The organism is Pseudomonas sp. MWU13-2862 (assembly GCF_023242495.1).
Classification (GTDB): domain Bacteria; phylum Pseudomonadota; class Gammaproteobacteria; order Pseudomonadales; family Pseudomonadaceae; genus Aquipseudomonas; species Aquipseudomonas gingeri_D.
The window spans coordinates 61,509-77,882 of record NZ_JALMEZ010000003.1; the positions used below are offsets into that span (position 1 = coordinate 61,509).

Consider the following 16,374-nt stretch of genomic DNA (forward strand, 5'->3'; position numbering starts at 1 on the left):
GCTTGCTCGCGATGAACGATAACGCGGTCAACCTGACGAATTACTCGCCGATAGCCTTCTTGTAACCCGCCGCATCCAGCAACTTCTCCAGCTCCGCCACATTGCTCGGCTTGAGCTTGAAGATCCACGCGCCGTGCGGATCGGAGTTCAGCAGCTCAGGCTCGCCGGACAACGCTTCGTTGACCGCAATCACTTCGCCCGACACTGGCGAATAGATATCCGAAGCCGCCTTCACCGACTCGACCACACCGGCAGCCTCGCCGGCGGCGAACACGGTACCGACTTCAGTCAGTTCCACGAACACCACATCCCCCAAGGCTTCCTGAGCATGGTCGCTGATGCCGACGGTGACGCTACCGTCAGCTTCCAGGCGGGCCCACTCGTGGCTTTCGGCAAAACGCAGATCAGCAGGGATATCGCTCATATTCAGTGTCCTCACATTTAAGTATCAGTGGCGGAGCGATTGAGGGCCCGCCGGAAAATTCAGATCAGGGTTTTACCATGACGCACGAACGTCGGCCTTACCACGCGAACCGGGTACCATTTGCCGCGAATTTCAACTTCAGCGCGATCAGCCGTGGCGGCGGGAACACGCGCCAGCGCAATCGACTTGCTTAGCGTAGGAGAGAAACTACCACTGGTGATCTCTCCTTCGCCAATCTCGGCGATCCGAACCACCTGGTGAGCCCGCAGAACGCCGCGCTCTTCCAGCACCAGGCCGACCAGCTTGAGCTTGGCGCCGGCGGTTTTTTCCGCCTCCAGGGCGCCACGCCCGATAAAGTCGCGATCAGCCGGTTCCCAGGCAATGGTCCAGGCCATATTGGCCGCCAGCGGCGAAACGTCCTGGTGAATATCCTGGCCGTACAGGTTCATGCCGGCTTCCAGGCGCAAGGTATCCCGGGCGCCCAGACCGATGGGCGAGATACCCGCGCCCACCAGATCGTTGAAAAAGCCGGGGGCCTGGTCGGCCGGCAGGATGATCTCCAGACCGTCTTCCCCGGTGTAGCCGGTGCGGGCAATAAACCAGTCGCCGTCACTGCGGCCTTCGAAGGGCTTGAGTTGCTGGATCAGTTGGCCGCGGGACTGGCTCACCAGTTCGGCGATCTTGTGCCGGGCCTGTGGCCCCTGGATCGCCAGCATCGCCAGCTCCGGGCGCTCGTGCAGTTGCACGTCATAGCCGCCGAGCCGGGCCTGCATCCAGGCCATGTCCTGATCACGGGTCGCGGCATTGACCACCAGGCGGTAACCGCTCTCGGTGCGATAGACGATCATGTCGTCGACCACCCCACCGTGCTCATTGAGCATCGCGCTGTACAAGGCGCGACCGAGGCCGTCGAGACGCTCGACATCGTTCGCCAGCAGATGGCGCAGCCAAGCCTTGGCCTGGCTGCCGGTGATATCGATCACGGTCATGTGCGAGACATCGAACACACCGCAGTCACGTCGCACCTGATGGTGCTCCTCGACCTGCGAGCCGTAATGCAGTGGCATATCCCAACCGCCAAAATCGACCATCTTCGCGCCGAGGGCGAGGTGCAGGTCATAGAGAGGCGTACGCTGTCCCATGGGTTTCTCCTTCCGGGCGTGGCGAAGGCGCGGACAGGCAGGAAACCGGCTTGAGCCCTTTATGGATGGGGCCTTGAGTCCTGTTTCGTACCCGGTCTGTCAGACGGACCGCACCGAATGCCGCGCATTGTAGCCGCAAGGGGGAGCCATGACACCTAGCCGATTCGATGCGCCGAGCGGCGAATCAAACCGATCACCGGCAACAGGCCGACCAGCACCAGGGTCAAGGCCGGCAGCGAGGCCCGCGCCCACTCCCCTTCGCTGGTCATTTCGAAGATCCGCACCGCCAGCATGTCCCAGCCAAACGGGCGCATCAGCAGGGTCGCGGGCATTTCCTTGAGCACATCGACGAACACCAGCAGCGCCGCGCTCAAGGCACCGGGCAACAATAACGGCAGATACACTTTGCAAAAAAGTACTGGCCCACTGACCCCAAGGCTACGCGCCGCTTCGGGCAAGGACGGTCGGATACGCGCCAGGCTGTTTTCCAAGGGACCATGGGCCACGGCGATAAACCGCACCAGGTAGGCCAGCAGCAGGGCCGACAGGCTGCCCAGCAGCAACGGCTTGCCCGCCCCGCCCAGCCAGCCCGACAGCGGGATCACCAGCACCCGGTCCAGATAGCTGAAGGCGAGCATGATCGAGACCGCCAGCACCGAGCCCGGCAGCGCGTAGCCGAGGTTGGCCAGGCTGACCCCGGAGCGGATCACCCGGGTCGGCGCCTGGCGCCGGGCAAAGGCCAGCAGCAGGGCCACGCTGACGGTGATCAGCGCTGCCATGATGCCCAGGTACAAAGTGTGCAGGATCAAGCCGGTGTAGCGCTCGTCTAGATCGAAGCGACCGCGCTGCCAGAACCAGACCAGCAGTTGCAGCAGCGGGATGACAAAGGCGCAGGCAAATACCAGCAGGCACCAGGCGCTGGCCGCCAGTGCCTTGAACCCGTGCAGATGATAGAGCGGCTGGGCCCGCGGGCGTTCATTGCCGCTGCGTACGGCGCCACGGGCGCGACGTTCGCCGTAGAGCACCAGCATCACCGCCAGCAGTAGCAGACTGGCCAGCTGCGCGGCGCTGGAGAGGCTGAAGAAGCCGTACCAGGTCTTGTAGATGGCGGTGGTGAAGGTGTCGAAGTTGAACACCGCGACGGCACCGAAATCCGCCAGGGTTTCCATCAGTGCCAGGGCCACGCCGGCACCGATGGCCGGACGCGCCATGGGCAACGCCACCCGCCAGAACGCCTGCCAGGGCGATTGCCCGAGCACCCGGGCGGCTTCCATCAGGCCGTTGCCCTGGGCCATGAAGGCGGTGCGCGCGAGCAGGTAGACGTAGGGGTAGAAAACCAGCACCAGGACCAGGATCACCCCGCCGGTGGAGCGCACCCGGGGTAATCGCAGGCCGCTGCCGAGCCATTCGCGCAACAGACTCTGCACCGGGCCGGAGAAATCCAGCAGGCCGACAAAGACAAACGCCAGCACATAGGCCGGGATGGCGAACGGCAGCATCAGCGCCCAGTCCAGCCAGCGCCGGCCAGGGAATTCGCAGAGGCTGGTGAGCCAGGCCAGGCTCACCCCTAGCAGGGTGACGCCGAGGCCGACGCCCAGCACCAAGGTCAGGGTGTTGCCCAGCAGACGCGGCAGCTGGGTATCCCAGAGGTGGGACCAGATCTGCAGGTCGATCGACTGCCAGGACAACAGCAGCACGCTCAGCGGCAGCAGTACCAGGGCGGCGACAGCAAATACCGGAAGGTACCAGCGGCGTTGAGCGGGATGGGCCAAGTCAGTTCCAGCCGGCGCGATCCATCAGGCGGATCGCCTCGGCCTGGCGCTTGCCGGCAATCTCGACGGGCAAGGTATCCGGCACGAACTTGCCCCAGCTCGCCACTTCCGCCGACGGCGGCACCGCCGGGTTGGCCGGAAACTCCTGGTTCACGTCGGCAAAGATGCGCTGCGCCTCGGGGGTGGTCATCCACTCCACCAGGGCCTTGGCCGCTTCCGGATGGGGCGCGTGCCGGGTCAGGCCGATGCCCGAGAGATTCACGTGCACACCACGGTCGCCCTGGTTCGGCCAGAACAGTTTGACCGCCAGGTTCGGGTTCTGCTTGTGCAGGCGACCGTAGTAGTAGGTGTTGACAATCCCGACGTCGCACTGCCCGGCATTGATCGCCTCCAGCACGGCGATGTCATCGGAAAACACATCGGTGGACAGGTTGCCGACCCAGCCCTTGAGAATCTGCTCGGTCTTCTCGTCGCCATGCACCTCGATCAGCGTGGCGGTCAGCGACTGGTTGTAGACCTTCTTCGCCGTGCGCAGGCACAGGCGGCCTTCCCACTGCTTGTCGGCGAGGGCTTCGTAGGTGCTCAGGTCGGCCGGCTTGACCCGTTCGGTGGAATACGCCAGGGTCCGCGCACGCAGGCTCAGGCCGGTCCACGCATGGGCGGACGAACGGTATTGCAGCGGAATATTGGCGTCGATCACCTTGGACGTGAAGGGCTGCAGGATACCCATCTTTTCCGCCTGCCAGAGGTTGCCGGCATCGACGGTGAGCAGCAGGTCGGCGCTGGCGTTTTCGCCTTCGGCCTTGATCCGCTGCATCAGCGGCGCTTCCTTGTCAGTGATGAACTTGATCTTGACCCCGGTCTTGGCGGTGTAGGCGTCAAAGACCGGCTTGATCAGTTCGTCGATGCGCGAGGAGTAGACCACCACTTCGTCGGCGGCGTGGGCAGTGCCGGCCATGAGGGAAAGGGCCAGGGCAGTCAGTAGACGCTTCGGTGCCAACATGGGAGCGGTCTCTCGATTTCGAAATGAGCGCGAAATGATAGTGACTCACATTTCGCTTCTCAAACCTAACCGGGGACGGAGGAGTTACCAGATGTTGCACGAGGCCCGTCAGGCCCTGGCCAGCTCCGGCAGGTCGCCCGTCAGCCCCAGCGCCTGGCGCACGAACAGCGCCTTGGCCTCGGGCATCTGCTCGACGCTTTTCAACCCGGTGTTACGCAGCCAGCGCAGTGCCAGCGAGTCCGCCTGGAACAGCCGCTCGAAACCTTCCATCGCTGCCATCAACCCCAGGTTGTGGGGCATGCGCCGCCGCTCGAAACGGCTGAGCACCCGCACATCCGCCAGCCGCTCGCCACGTTCGCACGCATGCAGCAGTTCTTCAGCCAGCACCGCCGCATCAAGAAAGCCCAGGTTCACACCCTGGCCAGCCAGCGGGTGAATGGTGTGCGCGGCATCGCCGATCAGCGCCAGCCCTTCGGCCACATAACGTTTGGCGTGGCGTTGACGCAGCGGCACACAGAGCCGTGAGTCCGCCGACAGCACGGTCCCCAGCCGACCTTCGAAGGCCCGCTCCAGCTCCCGGCAGAAGGCCTCCTCTTCCAGCAGCATCAGGCGCTGCGCCTGCTCCGGCGTGGTCGACCAGACGATCGAGCACCAGTCCTGCTGCCCATCACGCTCCAGGGGCAAAAATGCCAGCGGACCGTCATCGGTAAAACGCTGCCAGGCGGTCATCTGGTGCGGTTGCGAGCTGCGCACGCTGGTCACGATCGCATGATGCAAGTAGTCCCACTCGCGGGTGGCACAGCCGGCCAGGCGGCGCACCGCCGAATTGGCCCCGTCGGCGGCGATCACCAGGGGTGCGCGCAGCTTGCGACCATCGGCCAGGGTCAGCAGCCAGTCGTCGCCGGAGCGGCGCATCTGCTCCAGGCGTGCATTGGCCAGCAGGCCCATGTCGCAGTCATGCAGGCGTTCGAGCAAGGCATCCTGGACCACCCGGTTCTCGACGATATGCCCGAGCACCTCGGCATGCACGCTGGCCGCCGAGAAGTGAATCTGCCCGGTGCCGCTGCCGTCCCAGACCTGCATGTCGCGGTACGGGCTGGCCCGCCGGGCGCTGATCCCGTCCCACACGCCGAGGCGTTCGAGAATCCGCTGGCTGGCGGCGGACAGCGCACTGACCCGCGGCTCGAAGGCCGCCTGCGGGTCGAACGGCTTGACGCTCAGGGGGCTGCCGTCGAGCAGGAGAATCTCCAGCCCGCTGTCTTTCAACGCCAGGGCCAGGGCACTTCCGACCATTCCGGCCCCGACAATCAGCACATCTGCGCGCATTTCCATGCTTTAAGCCTTAGTGAAGGTTATGCGGACCTTGTAGGAGCAGGGCTTGCCCGCGAAGAGGGCCTTGAGGCCGCCTAAAGCTTCGCGGGCAAGCCCCGCTCCTACAGGGTTCGAGGTGTGGATACGGGCGCATTCCAGGCCCGGCAACGTCCTAGACATCGGAACGGGTACCCAGGCCCATCGCCTGCCGGGCGAACCAGCGTTTGGCCGGCGGCAGCAGGTCCAGGCCCAACAGGCCGATATTGCGCCCCAGGGCCACCAGCGGCTGGGCATTGCCGAACAGGCGGGTGACCTGATCGGAGAAGCCCACGGTGAGCTGTTGATCCAGGCGCTGGCGCTCCTGATAGGCCTGCAAGGTGCTCAGGTCGCCCAAGGGTGCCGTGCTCGCCAGCAAGGCCTCGGCCAGAGCCTGGGCATCGCGCAGGGACAGGTTGAAGCCCTGCCCGGCAATCGGATGCAAGCTATGGGCGGCGTTGCCCAGCACCACCAGATGCGCACGCACCTGTTCTTCGGCTTCCACCAGGCTCAGCGGGTACAGGTGCCGCGCGCCGACCTGGCGCAAGGTGCCCAGGCGATAGCCGAACACCCCCTGCAACTCGGCGAGGAAACTGCGCTCGTCCAGGTCGGCCAGACGCTGGGCATCCATCCCGAGACGGGTCCAGACCAGCGCACAACGATTCTCCGGCAACGGTAGCAGGGCCATCGGCCCCTCGTCGGTAAAGCGCTCGAAGGCCATGCCGTTATGGGCTTCGCTGGGGGTGATATTGGCGATCAGCGCACTCTGGTGATAAGGCCGCTTGCGCACGCCGATCCCCAACTGCTCGCGCAACCCGGAACGGCCACCGTCGGCCAGGATCGCCAGGTCGCAGTCCAGCTGGGTTTCATCCCCCAGGGTCAGGCGATAGCCATCTTCCAGCGGTTGCAGGTGGGTGACCTCGGCCGGACAGCGCCAACTGATCACGTCCTGGTCCAGGGCCTGCCACAGGCATTGCCCCAGCCAGGCGTTTTCCACCACATACCCCAGGGCCGGCACGCCCTCCTCCATGGCGGACAGCCGCGCAGTGGAGAAACGCCCGCGGTCGGACACATGAATCTGCTTGATCGGCTCGGCGCGCGGGCTGATCGACTGCCACACACCCAGGCGCTGATAGATCTGCCGGGCGCCGAAGGACAGCGCCGAAGAACGCGCGTCGTAGCTGGGTTGATAACTGTCGCCGGGGGCGAACGGTTCGATCAGGGTAATCTTCCAGCCCCGGGCCTTGGCCCCGGCCTGCAAGGCCAACGCCAGGCTGGCACCGACCAGGCCACCGCCGATGATCGCCAGATTGACCCGACTCATGCCGCCTGGATCCGGGCAGCCGCCATCAGCGCCTCGATCTCGGCCACGGTCTTGGGCACGCCGCCGGTGAGAATCTCACAGCCTTGTCTGGTCACCACTACATCGTCCTCAATGCGCACGCCAATGCCTCGCCATTTCTTCGCCACGTTCTGGTTGTCCGGGGAAATATAGATCCCCGGCTCCACGGTCAGCGCCATGCCGACCTCCAGCACGCGCCATTGATCGCCGACCTTGTAGTCGCCGACATCATGCACATCCATCCCCAGCCAATGCCCGGCACGGTGCATGTAGAAAGCCTTGTAGGCTTCGCTGGCGATCAACTCGTCGACATCGCCCTGCAGCAACCCCAGTTCCACCAGCCCGGCGGTAATCACCTGCACCGTCGCCTCGTGGGCCTGGTTCCAATGCTTGTTCGGCGCGATCTCGGCAAAAGCCGCTTCCTGGGACGCCAGCACCAGTTCGTAGATCGCCTTCTGCTCCGGCGAAAATCGCCCGTTGACCGGCCAGGTACGGGTGATATCGCTGGCGTAGCAATCGATCTCGCAACCGGCGTCGATCAACACCAGGTCGCCGTCCTTGAGCACTGCGTCATTCTGCTGATAGTGCAGGATGCAGCTGTTGCGCCCGGTCGCGACAATGGAACCGTAGGCCGGCATCTTCGCCCCGCCCCTGCGGAACTCGTAGTCCAGCTCCGCCTCCAGGCTGAATTCATGCAATCCGGCGCGGCTGGCTTGCATCGCCCGCACATGGGCACGGCAGGAAATCGCCGCGGCCTCGCGCATCACTTTCACTTCCGCCGCCGATTTATACAGGCGCATGTCGTGCAGCAGATGATCCAGGGCAACGAATTCGTTCGGCGGTTGCGCACCAAGGTGGGCCTTGGAACGGATCACGTTGATCCACTCCATCAGGTGCCGGTCGAACTCCGGGTTGCTGCCCATGGCCGAATAGACCCGGTCGCGCCCTTCGATCAGGCCCGGGAGAATGTCGTCGATATCGTTGATCGGGAACGCGTCGTCGGCACCGAAGTCGCGGATCGCGCCCTCCTGGCCGGCGCGCAGGCCGTCCCAGAGCTCGCGCTCGACATTACGCTCGCGGCAGAACAGCAGGTACTCGCCGTGGGGCCGGCCGGGGATCAGCACGATCACCGCCTGGGGCTCGGGAAAGCCGCTCAGGTACTGGAAATCGCTGTCCTGGCGATAGACATGTTCGACATCACGATTGCGGATCGCCACGGCGGCGGCCGGCAGGATCGCGATGCTGTTGGGTTCCATCCGCGCCATCAGGGCCTTGCGGCGCCGGGCGTATTCCGCTTTCGGGATATGGATCATGGGCAGATGGAGCTCCCTGTCTGAAGGCTTCTTAATGCAGAGAAGGCTTGGCAGCCGGTTCAGCCGGTTTGTTGATTTCGGTGAACAGCAGCAGCGGCGCGACCCGCAGGTATTCCATGACTTCCATATAGTCGCTTTCACCGTCGTCGGACTCTTCCAGGGCTTCCTGCACCTGGGCGATGGCCGCCAGGTCCTGGAGCACCTCGGTGGCCTCGACGCTCAGGGCGTTGGCGCGATAGGTCAGGCCGAAACCGGCGAGGAAACCCTGGCACCACTGGCCCAGCGCAATCGCGCGCTCGGTCAGGGGCGCGTCGTCGGTGGGCAGCAGCAGGACAACGGTCATGTCATCGCTGGTAAGCTCGCCCTTGACCATCTCTTGCAGGCCGATCAGGGCGTTGCGCACGTTGTCTTGCGGTTCGCCTTCGAGCAGCTCGGCGGCGTCCACCAGCCAGCTGTCGGCTTCGAAGCCGGCACCGGCGCAACTGCGGCCGAGCAACAGGCCGTGAAGTTCGGCGGGCGAGACAGGATGACCGCTGGTGCTCAGCAGGGTGGCAAAGGCGTTATACGGGGAATTCTGAATGGGCATGGGCGGCTAGGCGCCAAGCGGCGCAATGTCTAGAATGAAGGCCTTGTATCCTAGCATTCGCGCACGAGCCAGACCATCGGCCGTCCAAACGTTTGCTCCGCGCTGTGATTACTACCGCTCATCAGTCATATTCAGTGGATACCCGATGGAAGACACCGACCTGCACGCGCTGATGGCCAGACTCGAACTGTTGATTACCCGGGTCGAGCAACTAAAAAGCCAAAATGGACTCTTACTAGCTCAGGAAAAGACCTGGCGCGAGGAGCGCGCAACCCTCATTGAAAAAAACGAAATCGCCCGGCGTAAGGTCGAATCCATGATTTCGCGCCTCAAAGCCCTGGAGCAAGACTCATGAGTTCAAGCAATAACGTGACCGTGCAGATCCTCGATAAAGAATATTCGATCATTTGCCCGCAGGAAGAACGCAGCAACCTGGTCAGTGCCGCTCGCTACCTGGACGGCAAGATGCGCGAAATCCGCAGCAGCGGCAAAGTCGTCGGTGCCGATCGCATCGCCGTGATGGCCGCGCTGAACATTACCCACGACCTGCTGCACCGCCAGGAACGCCCGGACGTGCAGGCCAGCGGCTCGACCCGCGAACAGGTGCGTGATCTGCTCGAGCGTGTCGATTTGGCGCTGTCCACTGATCCGGACAACAGCAAAGGCTGATTCCTACAGCGAGTTTCGGGTATACTGATGCCACTCCCTGGAGTGCTTGCCAGTTGGTGATGTCCCTGAGCCGATTCGCAAAACCACGGGAGTTGCACGTTGGGGCCGGTGCGCATGTCCGCTAGACGGAAAGCCTTAAGGCCTCCTGCAACTTCCACCTTGAACTCTCGGGTTCAAGGGCTAAGCCGACAGCGGTACGTCGGGGAGCCTGATTTCAACCCAGTGCCGGCTTTCACTGCCGGCATTGGTGTTAACGAGTTGCCGTCCTGGCCGCTCGATTGCCCAAGCCAGATGCCATGACCGAACCTGCGCCGCCTTCCCGCCCGCAACTTCGACGACTGCTGCGCAAAGCCCGCCGCGCGCTCAGCGCCAGCGAACAGCGCCAGGCGGCCCGCGGCCTGTATCGACAATTGGCGCAACACCCGCTGTTTCGCCGCGCCCGCCATATTTCCCTGTACCTGCCCACCGACGGCGAGATCGATCCGCGCCTGCTGCTACGTGAAGCTCAACGACGCGGCAAACGCACCTATCTGCCGGTGCTGAGCGCCTGGCCGCGCACGCGGATGGTGTTCCAGCGCATTCGTCCGGGGGAGAAGCTGCAACCCAATCGTTTTCGCATCCTTGAGCCAAGGGTCAAGCTGGCCGCGCAACGCAAGGTCTGGACGCTGGACCTGGTGCTGCTGCCACTGGTGGGTTTCGATGTGGAGGGCGGACGACTGGGGATGGGTGGCGGTTTCTATGACCGCAGCCTGGCGTACCTGGCCCGCCGTCAAAGCTGGCGCAAGCCGACGCTGCTGGGGCTGGCCCATGAATGCCAGAAAGTCGCGAAGTTGAATCAGGCCAGCTGGGATGTGCCGTTACAGGGCACGGTCACCGACCGCGCCTGGTATTTCGCGCAATAAAGAATCGGTTGGATCCGGCAAGAACCGCCGGGATCAGCGCTTGAACAGAGTCGACTGCTGAGGCTGCTTCTGGACGATTTCCACCGGCACGTCTTTCTTGCCGGACCAGAGGCCCTGGGCATAGCCCGTAGTGACTACGCCCAAACCGAACAAAATCACCAAAATCCATAGTAAATCCGGTTTGCGTTTCATCGATTGCCCCCCTAGGCAAATGATCCACGATGACAGCAACGGTTTTCGTTATAGGCCGTGCAGCAGCGTCAAGCTTAAAATCCCGGCATTTTGCGATAATGTGAAGCACTACGCAAACACTGGCGTCAACCGACCGTCGGTTAGTGCCCGAAATTGCCCGACAAATTGCCCAAGGAACAAAACCATGGCCTATTGGCTGATGAAATCCGAGCCCGACGAACTGTCCATCGAAGGCCTGGCCAAGCTCGGCGAGACACGCTGGGATGGCGTGCGCAATTACCAGGCGCGCAATTTCCTGCGGGCGATGGCGGCCGGTGATGAATTTTTCTTCTATCACTCCAGCTGCCCGGAGCCGGGGATTGCCGGGATTGGTCGGATAGTGGCGGCGGCGTACCCGGACCCGACGGCGCTGGACCCGGAGAGTCCGTATCACGACCCCAAGGCCAGTGCCGAGAAAAATCCCTGGAGCGCGTTGCAGGTCGCGCACGTCGAGACCTTTGGCAAGGTGCTGGGGCTCGGCTATCTGAAGCAGCAGGCCGAGCTGGCGGAGATGCCGCTGGTGCAGAAAGGCAGCCGATTGTCGGTGATGCCGGTCACAGCTGAACAGTGGGCTGCGGTTCTGGCTTTGCGCTGAAGCGACTGGCCTCTTCGCGGGCAAGCCCTGCTCCTACAGTATTGTGTCGTACACAAGTGGGCTGAACGACGCAGGACTGTAGGAGCAGGGCTTGCCCGCGAAGAGGCCCGCACTGACAACACATCATCCGACCATGCATCCCCCACCCGATTCAGGTTAGGCTTGCCGTTCATTTGACCAATATCAACGCGTTTCGCCGCGTATCCGGTCAAAATTGGACGCTACTGACGCAGGATGCCGTAATGTCGATGAATCAACACAGTTCCCGTCTTTTCGCCGCTGCCCTGCTCGTGCTGCTGGCCGCCGCCGGTGGCTTCGGCTACTGGAAATCCCTTCACGACCGCCTGCCCGAAGGCCTCGGCATGGGCAACGGCCGCCTTGAAGCCACCGAAGTGCAGATCGCCAGCAAAACCCCGGGCCGGCTGGCCGAAGTGCTGGTCAACGAAGGCGACAAGGTCACCCGGGGCCAACTGCTCGCCCGCCTCGACACCCGCACCCTCGAAGCCCAGCGCAACCAGGCCGAAGCCGAAGTGCTGCGCGCCCGCGAGAACCTCGCCGCCAACCAGGCCAACGTGCAACTGCGCCAAAGTGAACTGTTGCTGGCCGGCCAGGAGCTCAAGCGCTTTCGCGAACTGTCCCAGCGTGGTTTCGCCAGCGGCCAGGTGATCGACCAGCAACAGGCCCGCTACGACACCAGTACCGCCGCGCTGACCGCCGCCAAGGCCCAGGTCTCGGCCACCAACGCCGCCATCGGCGCGGCCCAGGCCCAGGTCGCCCAGTTGACCAGCGAAATCGATGACAGCAGCCTGCGCGCGCCCCTCGACGGCATCATCCAGCTGCGCCTGGCCGAACCCGGGGAAGTCCTCGGCGCCGGCGGCCGGGTGTTGCTGCTGATCGACCCCAACGACCAGTACATGAACCTCTACCTGCCCGCCTCCGTGGTCGGCCGCCTGACCCAGGGCGACGACGCGCGGATCCTGCTCGACGCCCTGCCCGAACATCCCCTGCCGGCGAAAGTCGCCTTCGTCGCCGCCAAGTCGCAGTTCACCCCCAAGGAAGTGGAAACCCGCGACGAACGGCAGAAACTGGTGTTCCGGGTCAAACTGCGCCTGACCGAACCCGCCGCCGTGCCCCAGGCCAAACCCGGCATGCCCGGCGCCGGTTACGTGCGCACAAGTCCCGTGGACTGGCCGGCCAACCTGAAATGAGTGACCTGGCGCTACAAGCCAGTGGCATCCAGCATCGCTACGGCGATCAGCAGGCCCTGATCGACATCGCCTTCAGCCTGCCCGCCGGTACCCGCTGCGGCCTGATCGGCCCGGACGGCGCCGGGAAATCGAGCCTGCTGGGACTGATCGCCGGGGTCAAGAAACTCCAGCAAGGCCAGTTGCAGGTGCTCGGCGGGGCCATCGACGAGCGCCGCCACCGCAGCAGTCTGTACCCGCGCATCGCCTTCATGCCCCAGGGCCTGGGGGGCAACCTTTACCCCGACTTGTCGATCAGCGAAAACATCCGTTTCTTCGCCACGCTGTTCGGGCTGGGCAAGGCCGAGTGCGACCTGCGCATGCACAGTCTGCTGCGCGCCACCGACCTTGAGCACTTCAGCGAGCGGCCGGCCGGCAAACTCTCCGGCGGCATGAAGCAGAAGCTCGGCCTGTGCTGTGCGCTGATCCACGACCCCGACCTGCTGATCCTCGACGAGCCCACCACCGGCGTCGACCCGCTGTCGCGGCGGCGCTTCTGGGAACTGGTGGATGAATTCCGCCGCCAGCGCCCGCAGTTGACGCTGCTGGTGGCCACCGCCTATATGGAGGAGGCCGAACAGTTCGAGCACTGCCTGATGCTCGACCGTGGCCGCCTGATCGCCGCCGGCCTGAGCCAGGAACTGGCCGCCAGCACCGCGAGCGGCAAGCTCGACGACGCCTTCACCCATTTCCAGGGCGACAGCGGCCACGACAACCAGCCCCTGGTGATCCCGCCCCGGGACGCCGGCCAGACCGATATCGCCATCGAAGCCCACGAACTGACCTTGCGCTTCGGCGACTTCACGGCGGTGAACAAGGTCAGCTTCGCCATCGGTCGCGGCGAGATCTTCGGTTTTCTCGGTTCCAACGGCTGCGGCAAGACCACCACGATGAAGGTCCTCACCGGCCTGATGCCCGCCAGCGAAGGCAGCGCCACGCTGCTCGGCAAACCGGTGGACGCCGCGGACCTGGCGACACGCAAGCGGGTCGGCTTCATGTCCCAGAGTTTCTCGCTGTACGGCGAACTCAGTACGCGGCAGAACCTTGAATTGCACGCGCGCCTGTTCGACCTGCCCAAGGCCGACAGCGCGACCCGGATCGAGGAACTGATCCAGCGCTTCAACCTTGGCGAGATCGCCGACCAGCCGTCCGGCGCCCTGCCCCTGGGCCTGCGCCAACGCCTGTCGCTGGCAGTGGCGGTACTCCATCGCCCGGAAGTGCTGATCCTCGACGAACCCACCTCAGGGGTCGATCCGGCGGCACGGGATGACTTTTGGCGCCTGCTGATCGAGCTGTCCCGGGAACAGGGTGTGACGATCTTTCTCTCCACCCACTTCATGAACGAAGCCCAGCGCTGCGACCGCATTTCCTTGATGCATGCCGGCCAGGTGCTCGCCTGCGATACCCCGGACGCCCTGCAACGGCAGTTTCACGGCGACACCCTGGAGGCCGCCTTTGTCCGCTGCCTGGAGCAGGCGCAAGGCAGTTCGCCGGAACCGCAGGTCGCCAGCGGTGACACAGCGCTGCCGTCGTCCGGCCTGGCACCGAACAAGACCGGTTTCAGTCCGGCACGCTTGCTGGCCGTGGCCAGCCGCGAAGGCAAGGAACTGCTGCGCGACAAGGTGCGACTGGCCTTCGCCCTGCTGGGATCGCTGTTCATGATGGTGATCTTCGGCTACGGGATTTCCCTGGACGTGGAAAATCTTGCCTTCGCCGTCTATGACCAGGACCAGACGCCACAAAGCCGGGCCTACCTGGAAGCCTTCCGCGGCTCGCGTTACTTCGAAGAGAAAACCCCGATCCGCGATGCCGCGCAACTGCACCAGCGCCTGCAACGCTCGGAGATCAAGCTGGCGCTGGAGATCCCCCCGGGCTTCGGCCGCGACCTGTATGCCGGGCGCCAGCCCACGGTCGCCGCCTGGCTGGACGGCGGCATGCCGTTCCGCGCCGAAACCAGCCGCAACTATGTCGAGGCCGTGCACCAGGCCAACCTCGAGCAACTGGCGGCGCAAAGCAGCCCGGCCTACGACGCCCGCCCCGCCGCCCGACTGGAAACCCGCTTTCGCTACAATCAGGACGTGGTCAGCGTGAATGCCATCGGCCCCGGCGTCATGGCGCTGATCCTGGCCTTTATCCCGGCGATGCTCACCGCCCTGGGCATTGTTCGGGAGAAGGAGCTCGGTTCGATCACCAACTTCTATGCCACGCCCCTGACCCGCCTGGAGTTCCTGCTGGGCAAGCAGGCGCCGTATCTGGTGGTCAGCCTGATCAACCTGGCCCTGCTGGTGGCGATGAACCGCTGGCTGTTCGGCGTGCCCTTCAAGGGCAGCGGCCTGACCCTGGCCCTGGGCGGCATGCTCTATGTGCTCGCGACCACCGGCATGGGCCTGCTGATCTCGGCCTTCACCCGCACCCAGATCGCCGCGATCCTCGGCACCATGATCATCACCAGCCTGCCGACCATCCAGTTTTCCGGATTGATCGTGCCGCGCTCGTCGCTGGAAGGCGGCGCCGCGTTGATGGGGATGCTGTTCCCCGCCGGGCACTTTCTCGATATCGCCGTCGGCACCTTCACCAAGGCCCTGAACCTGCGCGAACTATGGCCGCAGTGCCTGGCGCTGTTCGGATTCTTCGTCGCCTTTACCGGCCTGAGCCTGCTCATGCTCAAGAAGCAGGAGGCCTGATGCACAAGCTCGCCCATATCCTGCGCCTCGGCATCAAGGAACTAACCAGCCTGCGCCATGACAGCGTCCTGCTGCTGTTCCTGTTCTATGCCTTCAGCGTGGCGATCTACATGCCCGCGGCCGGCTCGGTGATCGGCGTGCACAACGCCAGTGTCGCCCTGGTGGACGAGGACCGCAGCGCGCTGTCGCGCAAACTGGGCGATGCCCTGCAACCGCCGGAATTCCAGCGCCCGGCGCCGTTGGCCTACGACCGCCTGGACGCGGCCCTGGACAGCGGCCAGTACACCTTCGTGATCAATGTGCCGGCCAACTTCCAGAGCGACCTGCTGGCCGGCCGCTCACCCACCGTGCAGGTCAACGTCGACGCCACCGCCATGAGCCAGGCATTCATGGGTTCCGGCTATATCGGGCGGATCTTCCAGCGCGAACTCCTCGAGTACGGCGGCCAGGCCGACGCCGCGAGCCAGACGCCGGTGCTACTGACCAGCCGGGCGTTGTTCAACGCCAACCTGGAGGGCGGCTGGTTCCTGGCGGTGATCCAGATCGTCAACAACATCACCATCCTGGCGATCATCCTCACCGGCACCGCACTGCTGCGCGAACGCGAGCACGGCACCCTGGATCACCTGCTGGTGCTGCCGCTCACGGCCCTGGAAATCATGCTGGCGAAAATCTGGAGCAACCTGCTGGTGGTGGTGATCTGCACCTGGGTATCGCTGGAAGTGATCGTCAAGGGCGCGCTGGGCGTGCCGTTGGCCGGCTCGTTGGGCTTGTTCCTGGGGGTGACGGCGCTGTATCTGTTCGCCAGCACGGCCCTGGGGATTTTCCTCGCGACCCTGGCCCGCTCGACTCCGCAGTTCGGCCTGCTGGCGATCCCGGTGATCATCCCCATGCTCCTGCTGTCCGGCGGCAGCACGCCGCTGGACAGCATGCCGACCTGGCTGCAATGGGTGATGCAGGGCTCGCCGTCGACGCACTTCGTCAGCCTGGCGTCGGCGATCCTGTTCCGCGATGCCGGGGTCAGCGTGGTCTGGCCCGACCTGCTGGCGCTGGCGGGCATCGGCCTGGTGTTCTTCAGCGTGGCCCTGGCGCGGTTCCGCAGGAGCCTGGCGTCCTAGGT

Annotated in this window: 16 protein-coding genes and 1 other RNA gene; 8 read left to right on the forward strand and 9 right to left on the reverse strand. The window is 64.4% G+C overall.

The features are described from left to right. Positions 1 to 40 precede the first annotated feature (40 nt). The 8 genes from gcvH to M5C56_RS06150 all read right to left on the reverse strand — a co-directional run bounded on the left by gcvH (position 41) and on the right by M5C56_RS06150 (position 8,929). Positions 41 to 424 carry a glycine cleavage system protein GcvH gene (gene gcvH, locus M5C56_RS06115; protein ID WP_103496104.1) on the reverse strand — a complete coding sequence of 128 codons (384 nt, stop codon included), beginning with the start codon at positions 422 to 424 and terminating at the stop codon, positions 41 to 43. 59 nt (positions 425 to 483) lie between these two features. Beyond that, a complete protein-coding gene (gene gcvT, locus M5C56_RS06120) occupies positions 484 to 1,566 on the reverse strand; it encodes a glycine cleavage system aminomethyltransferase GcvT (protein ID WP_103496103.1) in 1,083 nt (360 codons plus the stop codon). Positions 1,567 to 1,721: 155 nt separating this feature from the next. Further along, positions 1,722 to 3,338: an iron ABC transporter permease gene (locus tag M5C56_RS06125; protein ID WP_103496102.1), complete on the reverse strand. Its 1,617-nt coding sequence runs from the start codon at positions 3,336 to 3,338 to the stop codon at positions 1,722 to 1,724. 1 nt (position 3,339) lies between these two features. Continuing rightward, complete coding sequence (locus tag M5C56_RS06130) at positions 3,340 to 4,341, reverse strand: extracellular solute-binding protein (RefSeq protein WP_103496101.1); 1,002 nt, start codon at positions 4,339 to 4,341, stop codon at positions 3,340 to 3,342. Between the two features lie 108 nt (positions 4,342 to 4,449). Continuing rightward, positions 4,450 to 5,667, reverse strand: a complete 1,218-nt coding sequence (locus tag M5C56_RS06135) for a 2-octaprenyl-3-methyl-6-methoxy-1,4-benzoquinol hydroxylase (protein WP_247263088.1) — start codon at positions 5,665 to 5,667, stop codon at positions 4,450 to 4,452. A 157-nt stretch (positions 5,668 to 5,824) separates the two neighbouring features. Then, positions 5,825 to 7,012 (reverse strand): 2-octaprenyl-6-methoxyphenyl hydroxylase, encoded by a 1,188-nt coding sequence (gene ubiH / locus M5C56_RS06140; RefSeq protein WP_103496099.1) that lies wholly within the window; start codon positions 7,010 to 7,012, stop codon positions 5,825 to 5,827. Then, positions 7,009 to 8,343, reverse strand: a complete 1,335-nt coding sequence (gene pepP, locus M5C56_RS06145; RefSeq protein ID WP_103496098.1) for a Xaa-Pro aminopeptidase — start codon at positions 8,341 to 8,343, stop codon at positions 7,009 to 7,011. The genes ubiH and pepP overlap by 4 nt, the downstream gene beginning before the upstream one ends. A gap of 31 nt (positions 8,344 to 8,374) precedes the next feature. Next, the gene (locus M5C56_RS06150) at positions 8,375 to 8,929 is read right to left on the reverse strand and encodes a YecA family protein (RefSeq protein ID WP_100942078.1); all 555 of its coding nucleotides are present in this window, start codon (positions 8,927 to 8,929) and stop codon (positions 8,375 to 8,377) included. A gap of 145 nt (positions 8,930 to 9,074) precedes the next feature. Between M5C56_RS06150 and M5C56_RS06155 the strand changes: the two genes are divergently transcribed. The 4 genes from M5C56_RS06155 to M5C56_RS06170 all read left to right on the forward strand — a co-directional run bounded on the left by M5C56_RS06155 (position 9,075) and on the right by M5C56_RS06170 (position 10,500). Beyond that, positions 9,075 to 9,284: a TIGR02449 family protein gene (locus M5C56_RS06155; protein WP_100942079.1), complete on the forward strand. Its 210-nt coding sequence runs from the start codon at positions 9,075 to 9,077 to the stop codon at positions 9,282 to 9,284. Further along, positions 9,281 to 9,598 (forward strand): cell division protein ZapA, encoded by a 318-nt coding sequence (locus tag M5C56_RS06160; protein WP_103496097.1) that lies wholly within the window; start codon positions 9,281 to 9,283, stop codon positions 9,596 to 9,598. The genes M5C56_RS06155 and M5C56_RS06160 overlap by 4 nt, the downstream gene beginning before the upstream one ends. 31 nt (positions 9,599 to 9,629) lie before the next feature. Next, a non-coding RNA gene (gene ssrS, locus M5C56_RS06165) (6S RNA) lies at positions 9,630 to 9,808 on the forward strand. Between the two features lie 86 nt (positions 9,809 to 9,894). Beyond that, a complete protein-coding gene (locus M5C56_RS06170) occupies positions 9,895 to 10,500 on the forward strand; it encodes a 5-formyltetrahydrofolate cyclo-ligase (RefSeq protein WP_103496096.1) in 606 nt (201 codons plus the stop codon). Positions 10,501 to 10,533: 33 nt separating this feature from the next. Here the strand turns inward: M5C56_RS06170 and M5C56_RS06175 are convergent, their stop codons facing one another. Beyond that, entirely contained in the window at positions 10,534 to 10,692 is a 159-nt protein-coding gene (locus tag M5C56_RS06175; RefSeq protein ID WP_103496095.1) for a hypothetical protein, read from the reverse strand. 184 nt (positions 10,693 to 10,876) lie between these two features. On the opposite strand from M5C56_RS06175, the gene M5C56_RS06180 reads away from it, so the two are divergent. From M5C56_RS06180 to M5C56_RS06195, 4 genes are all read left to right on the forward strand, one after another. Then, positions 10,877 to 11,326, forward strand: coding sequence for an EVE domain-containing protein (locus tag M5C56_RS06180; protein WP_103496094.1), 450 nt, complete (start codon positions 10,877 to 10,879; stop codon positions 11,324 to 11,326). Positions 11,327 to 11,568: 242 nt separating this feature from the next. Beyond that, positions 11,569 to 12,534 (forward strand): biotin/lipoyl-binding protein, encoded by a 966-nt coding sequence (locus M5C56_RS06185; RefSeq protein ID WP_103496093.1) that lies wholly within the window; start codon positions 11,569 to 11,571, stop codon positions 12,532 to 12,534. Continuing rightward, a complete protein-coding gene (gene rbbA, locus M5C56_RS06190) occupies positions 12,531 to 15,254 on the forward strand; it encodes a ribosome-associated ATPase/putative transporter RbbA (RefSeq protein WP_103496092.1) in 2,724 nt (907 codons plus the stop codon). Before M5C56_RS06185 ends, rbbA begins: the two co-directional genes overlap by 4 nt. After that, a complete protein-coding gene (locus M5C56_RS06195) occupies positions 15,254 to 16,372 on the forward strand; it encodes an ABC transporter permease (protein ID WP_103496091.1) in 1,119 nt (372 codons plus the stop codon). Before rbbA ends, M5C56_RS06195 begins: the two co-directional genes overlap by 1 nt. The last annotated feature ends 2 nt before the right edge of the window (positions 16,373 to 16,374 follow it).

Coding starts and splice junctions, on each gene's coding strand:
- gcvT (WP_103496103.1), bottom strand. CDS start 1,566: ATGGGACAGCGTACGCCTCTCTATGACCTGCACCTCGCCCTCGGCGCG.
- M5C56_RS06135 (WP_247263088.1), bottom strand. CDS start 5,667: ATGCGCGCAGATGTGCTGATTGTCGGGGCCGGAATGGTCGGAAGTGCC.
- M5C56_RS06170 (WP_103496096.1), top strand. CDS start 9,895: ATGACCGAACCTGCGCCGCCTTCCCGCCCGCAACTTCGACGACTGCTG.
- M5C56_RS06150 (WP_100942078.1), bottom strand. CDS start 8,929: ATGCCCATTCAGAATTCCCCGTATAACGCCTTTGCCACCCTGCTGAGC.
- M5C56_RS06185 (WP_103496093.1), top strand. CDS start 11,569: ATGTCGATGAATCAACACAGTTCCCGTCTTTTCGCCGCTGCCCTGCTC.
- M5C56_RS06155 (WP_100942079.1), top strand. CDS start 9,075: ATGGAAGACACCGACCTGCACGCGCTGATGGCCAGACTCGAACTGTTG.
- gcvH (WP_103496104.1), bottom strand. CDS start 424: ATGAGCGATATCCCTGCTGATCTGCGTTTTGCCGAAAGCCACGAGTGG.
- M5C56_RS06130 (WP_103496101.1), bottom strand. CDS start 4,341: ATGTTGGCACCGAAGCGTCTACTGACTGCCCTGGCCCTTTCCCTCATG.
- ubiH (WP_103496099.1), bottom strand. CDS start 7,012: ATGAGTCGGGTCAATCTGGCGATCATCGGCGGTGGCCTGGTCGGTGCC.
- pepP (WP_103496098.1), bottom strand. CDS start 8,343: ATGATCCATATCCCGAAAGCGGAATACGCCCGGCGCCGCAAGGCCCTG.
- M5C56_RS06160 (WP_103496097.1), top strand. CDS start 9,281: ATGAGTTCAAGCAATAACGTGACCGTGCAGATCCTCGATAAAGAATAT.
- rbbA (WP_103496092.1), top strand. CDS start 12,531: ATGAGTGACCTGGCGCTACAAGCCAGTGGCATCCAGCATCGCTACGGC.
- M5C56_RS06195 (WP_103496091.1), top strand. CDS start 15,254: ATGCACAAGCTCGCCCATATCCTGCGCCTCGGCATCAAGGAACTAACC.
- M5C56_RS06180 (WP_103496094.1), top strand. CDS start 10,877: ATGGCCTATTGGCTGATGAAATCCGAGCCCGACGAACTGTCCATCGAA.
- M5C56_RS06175 (WP_103496095.1), bottom strand. CDS start 10,692: ATGAAACGCAAACCGGATTTACTATGGATTTTGGTGATTTTGTTCGGT.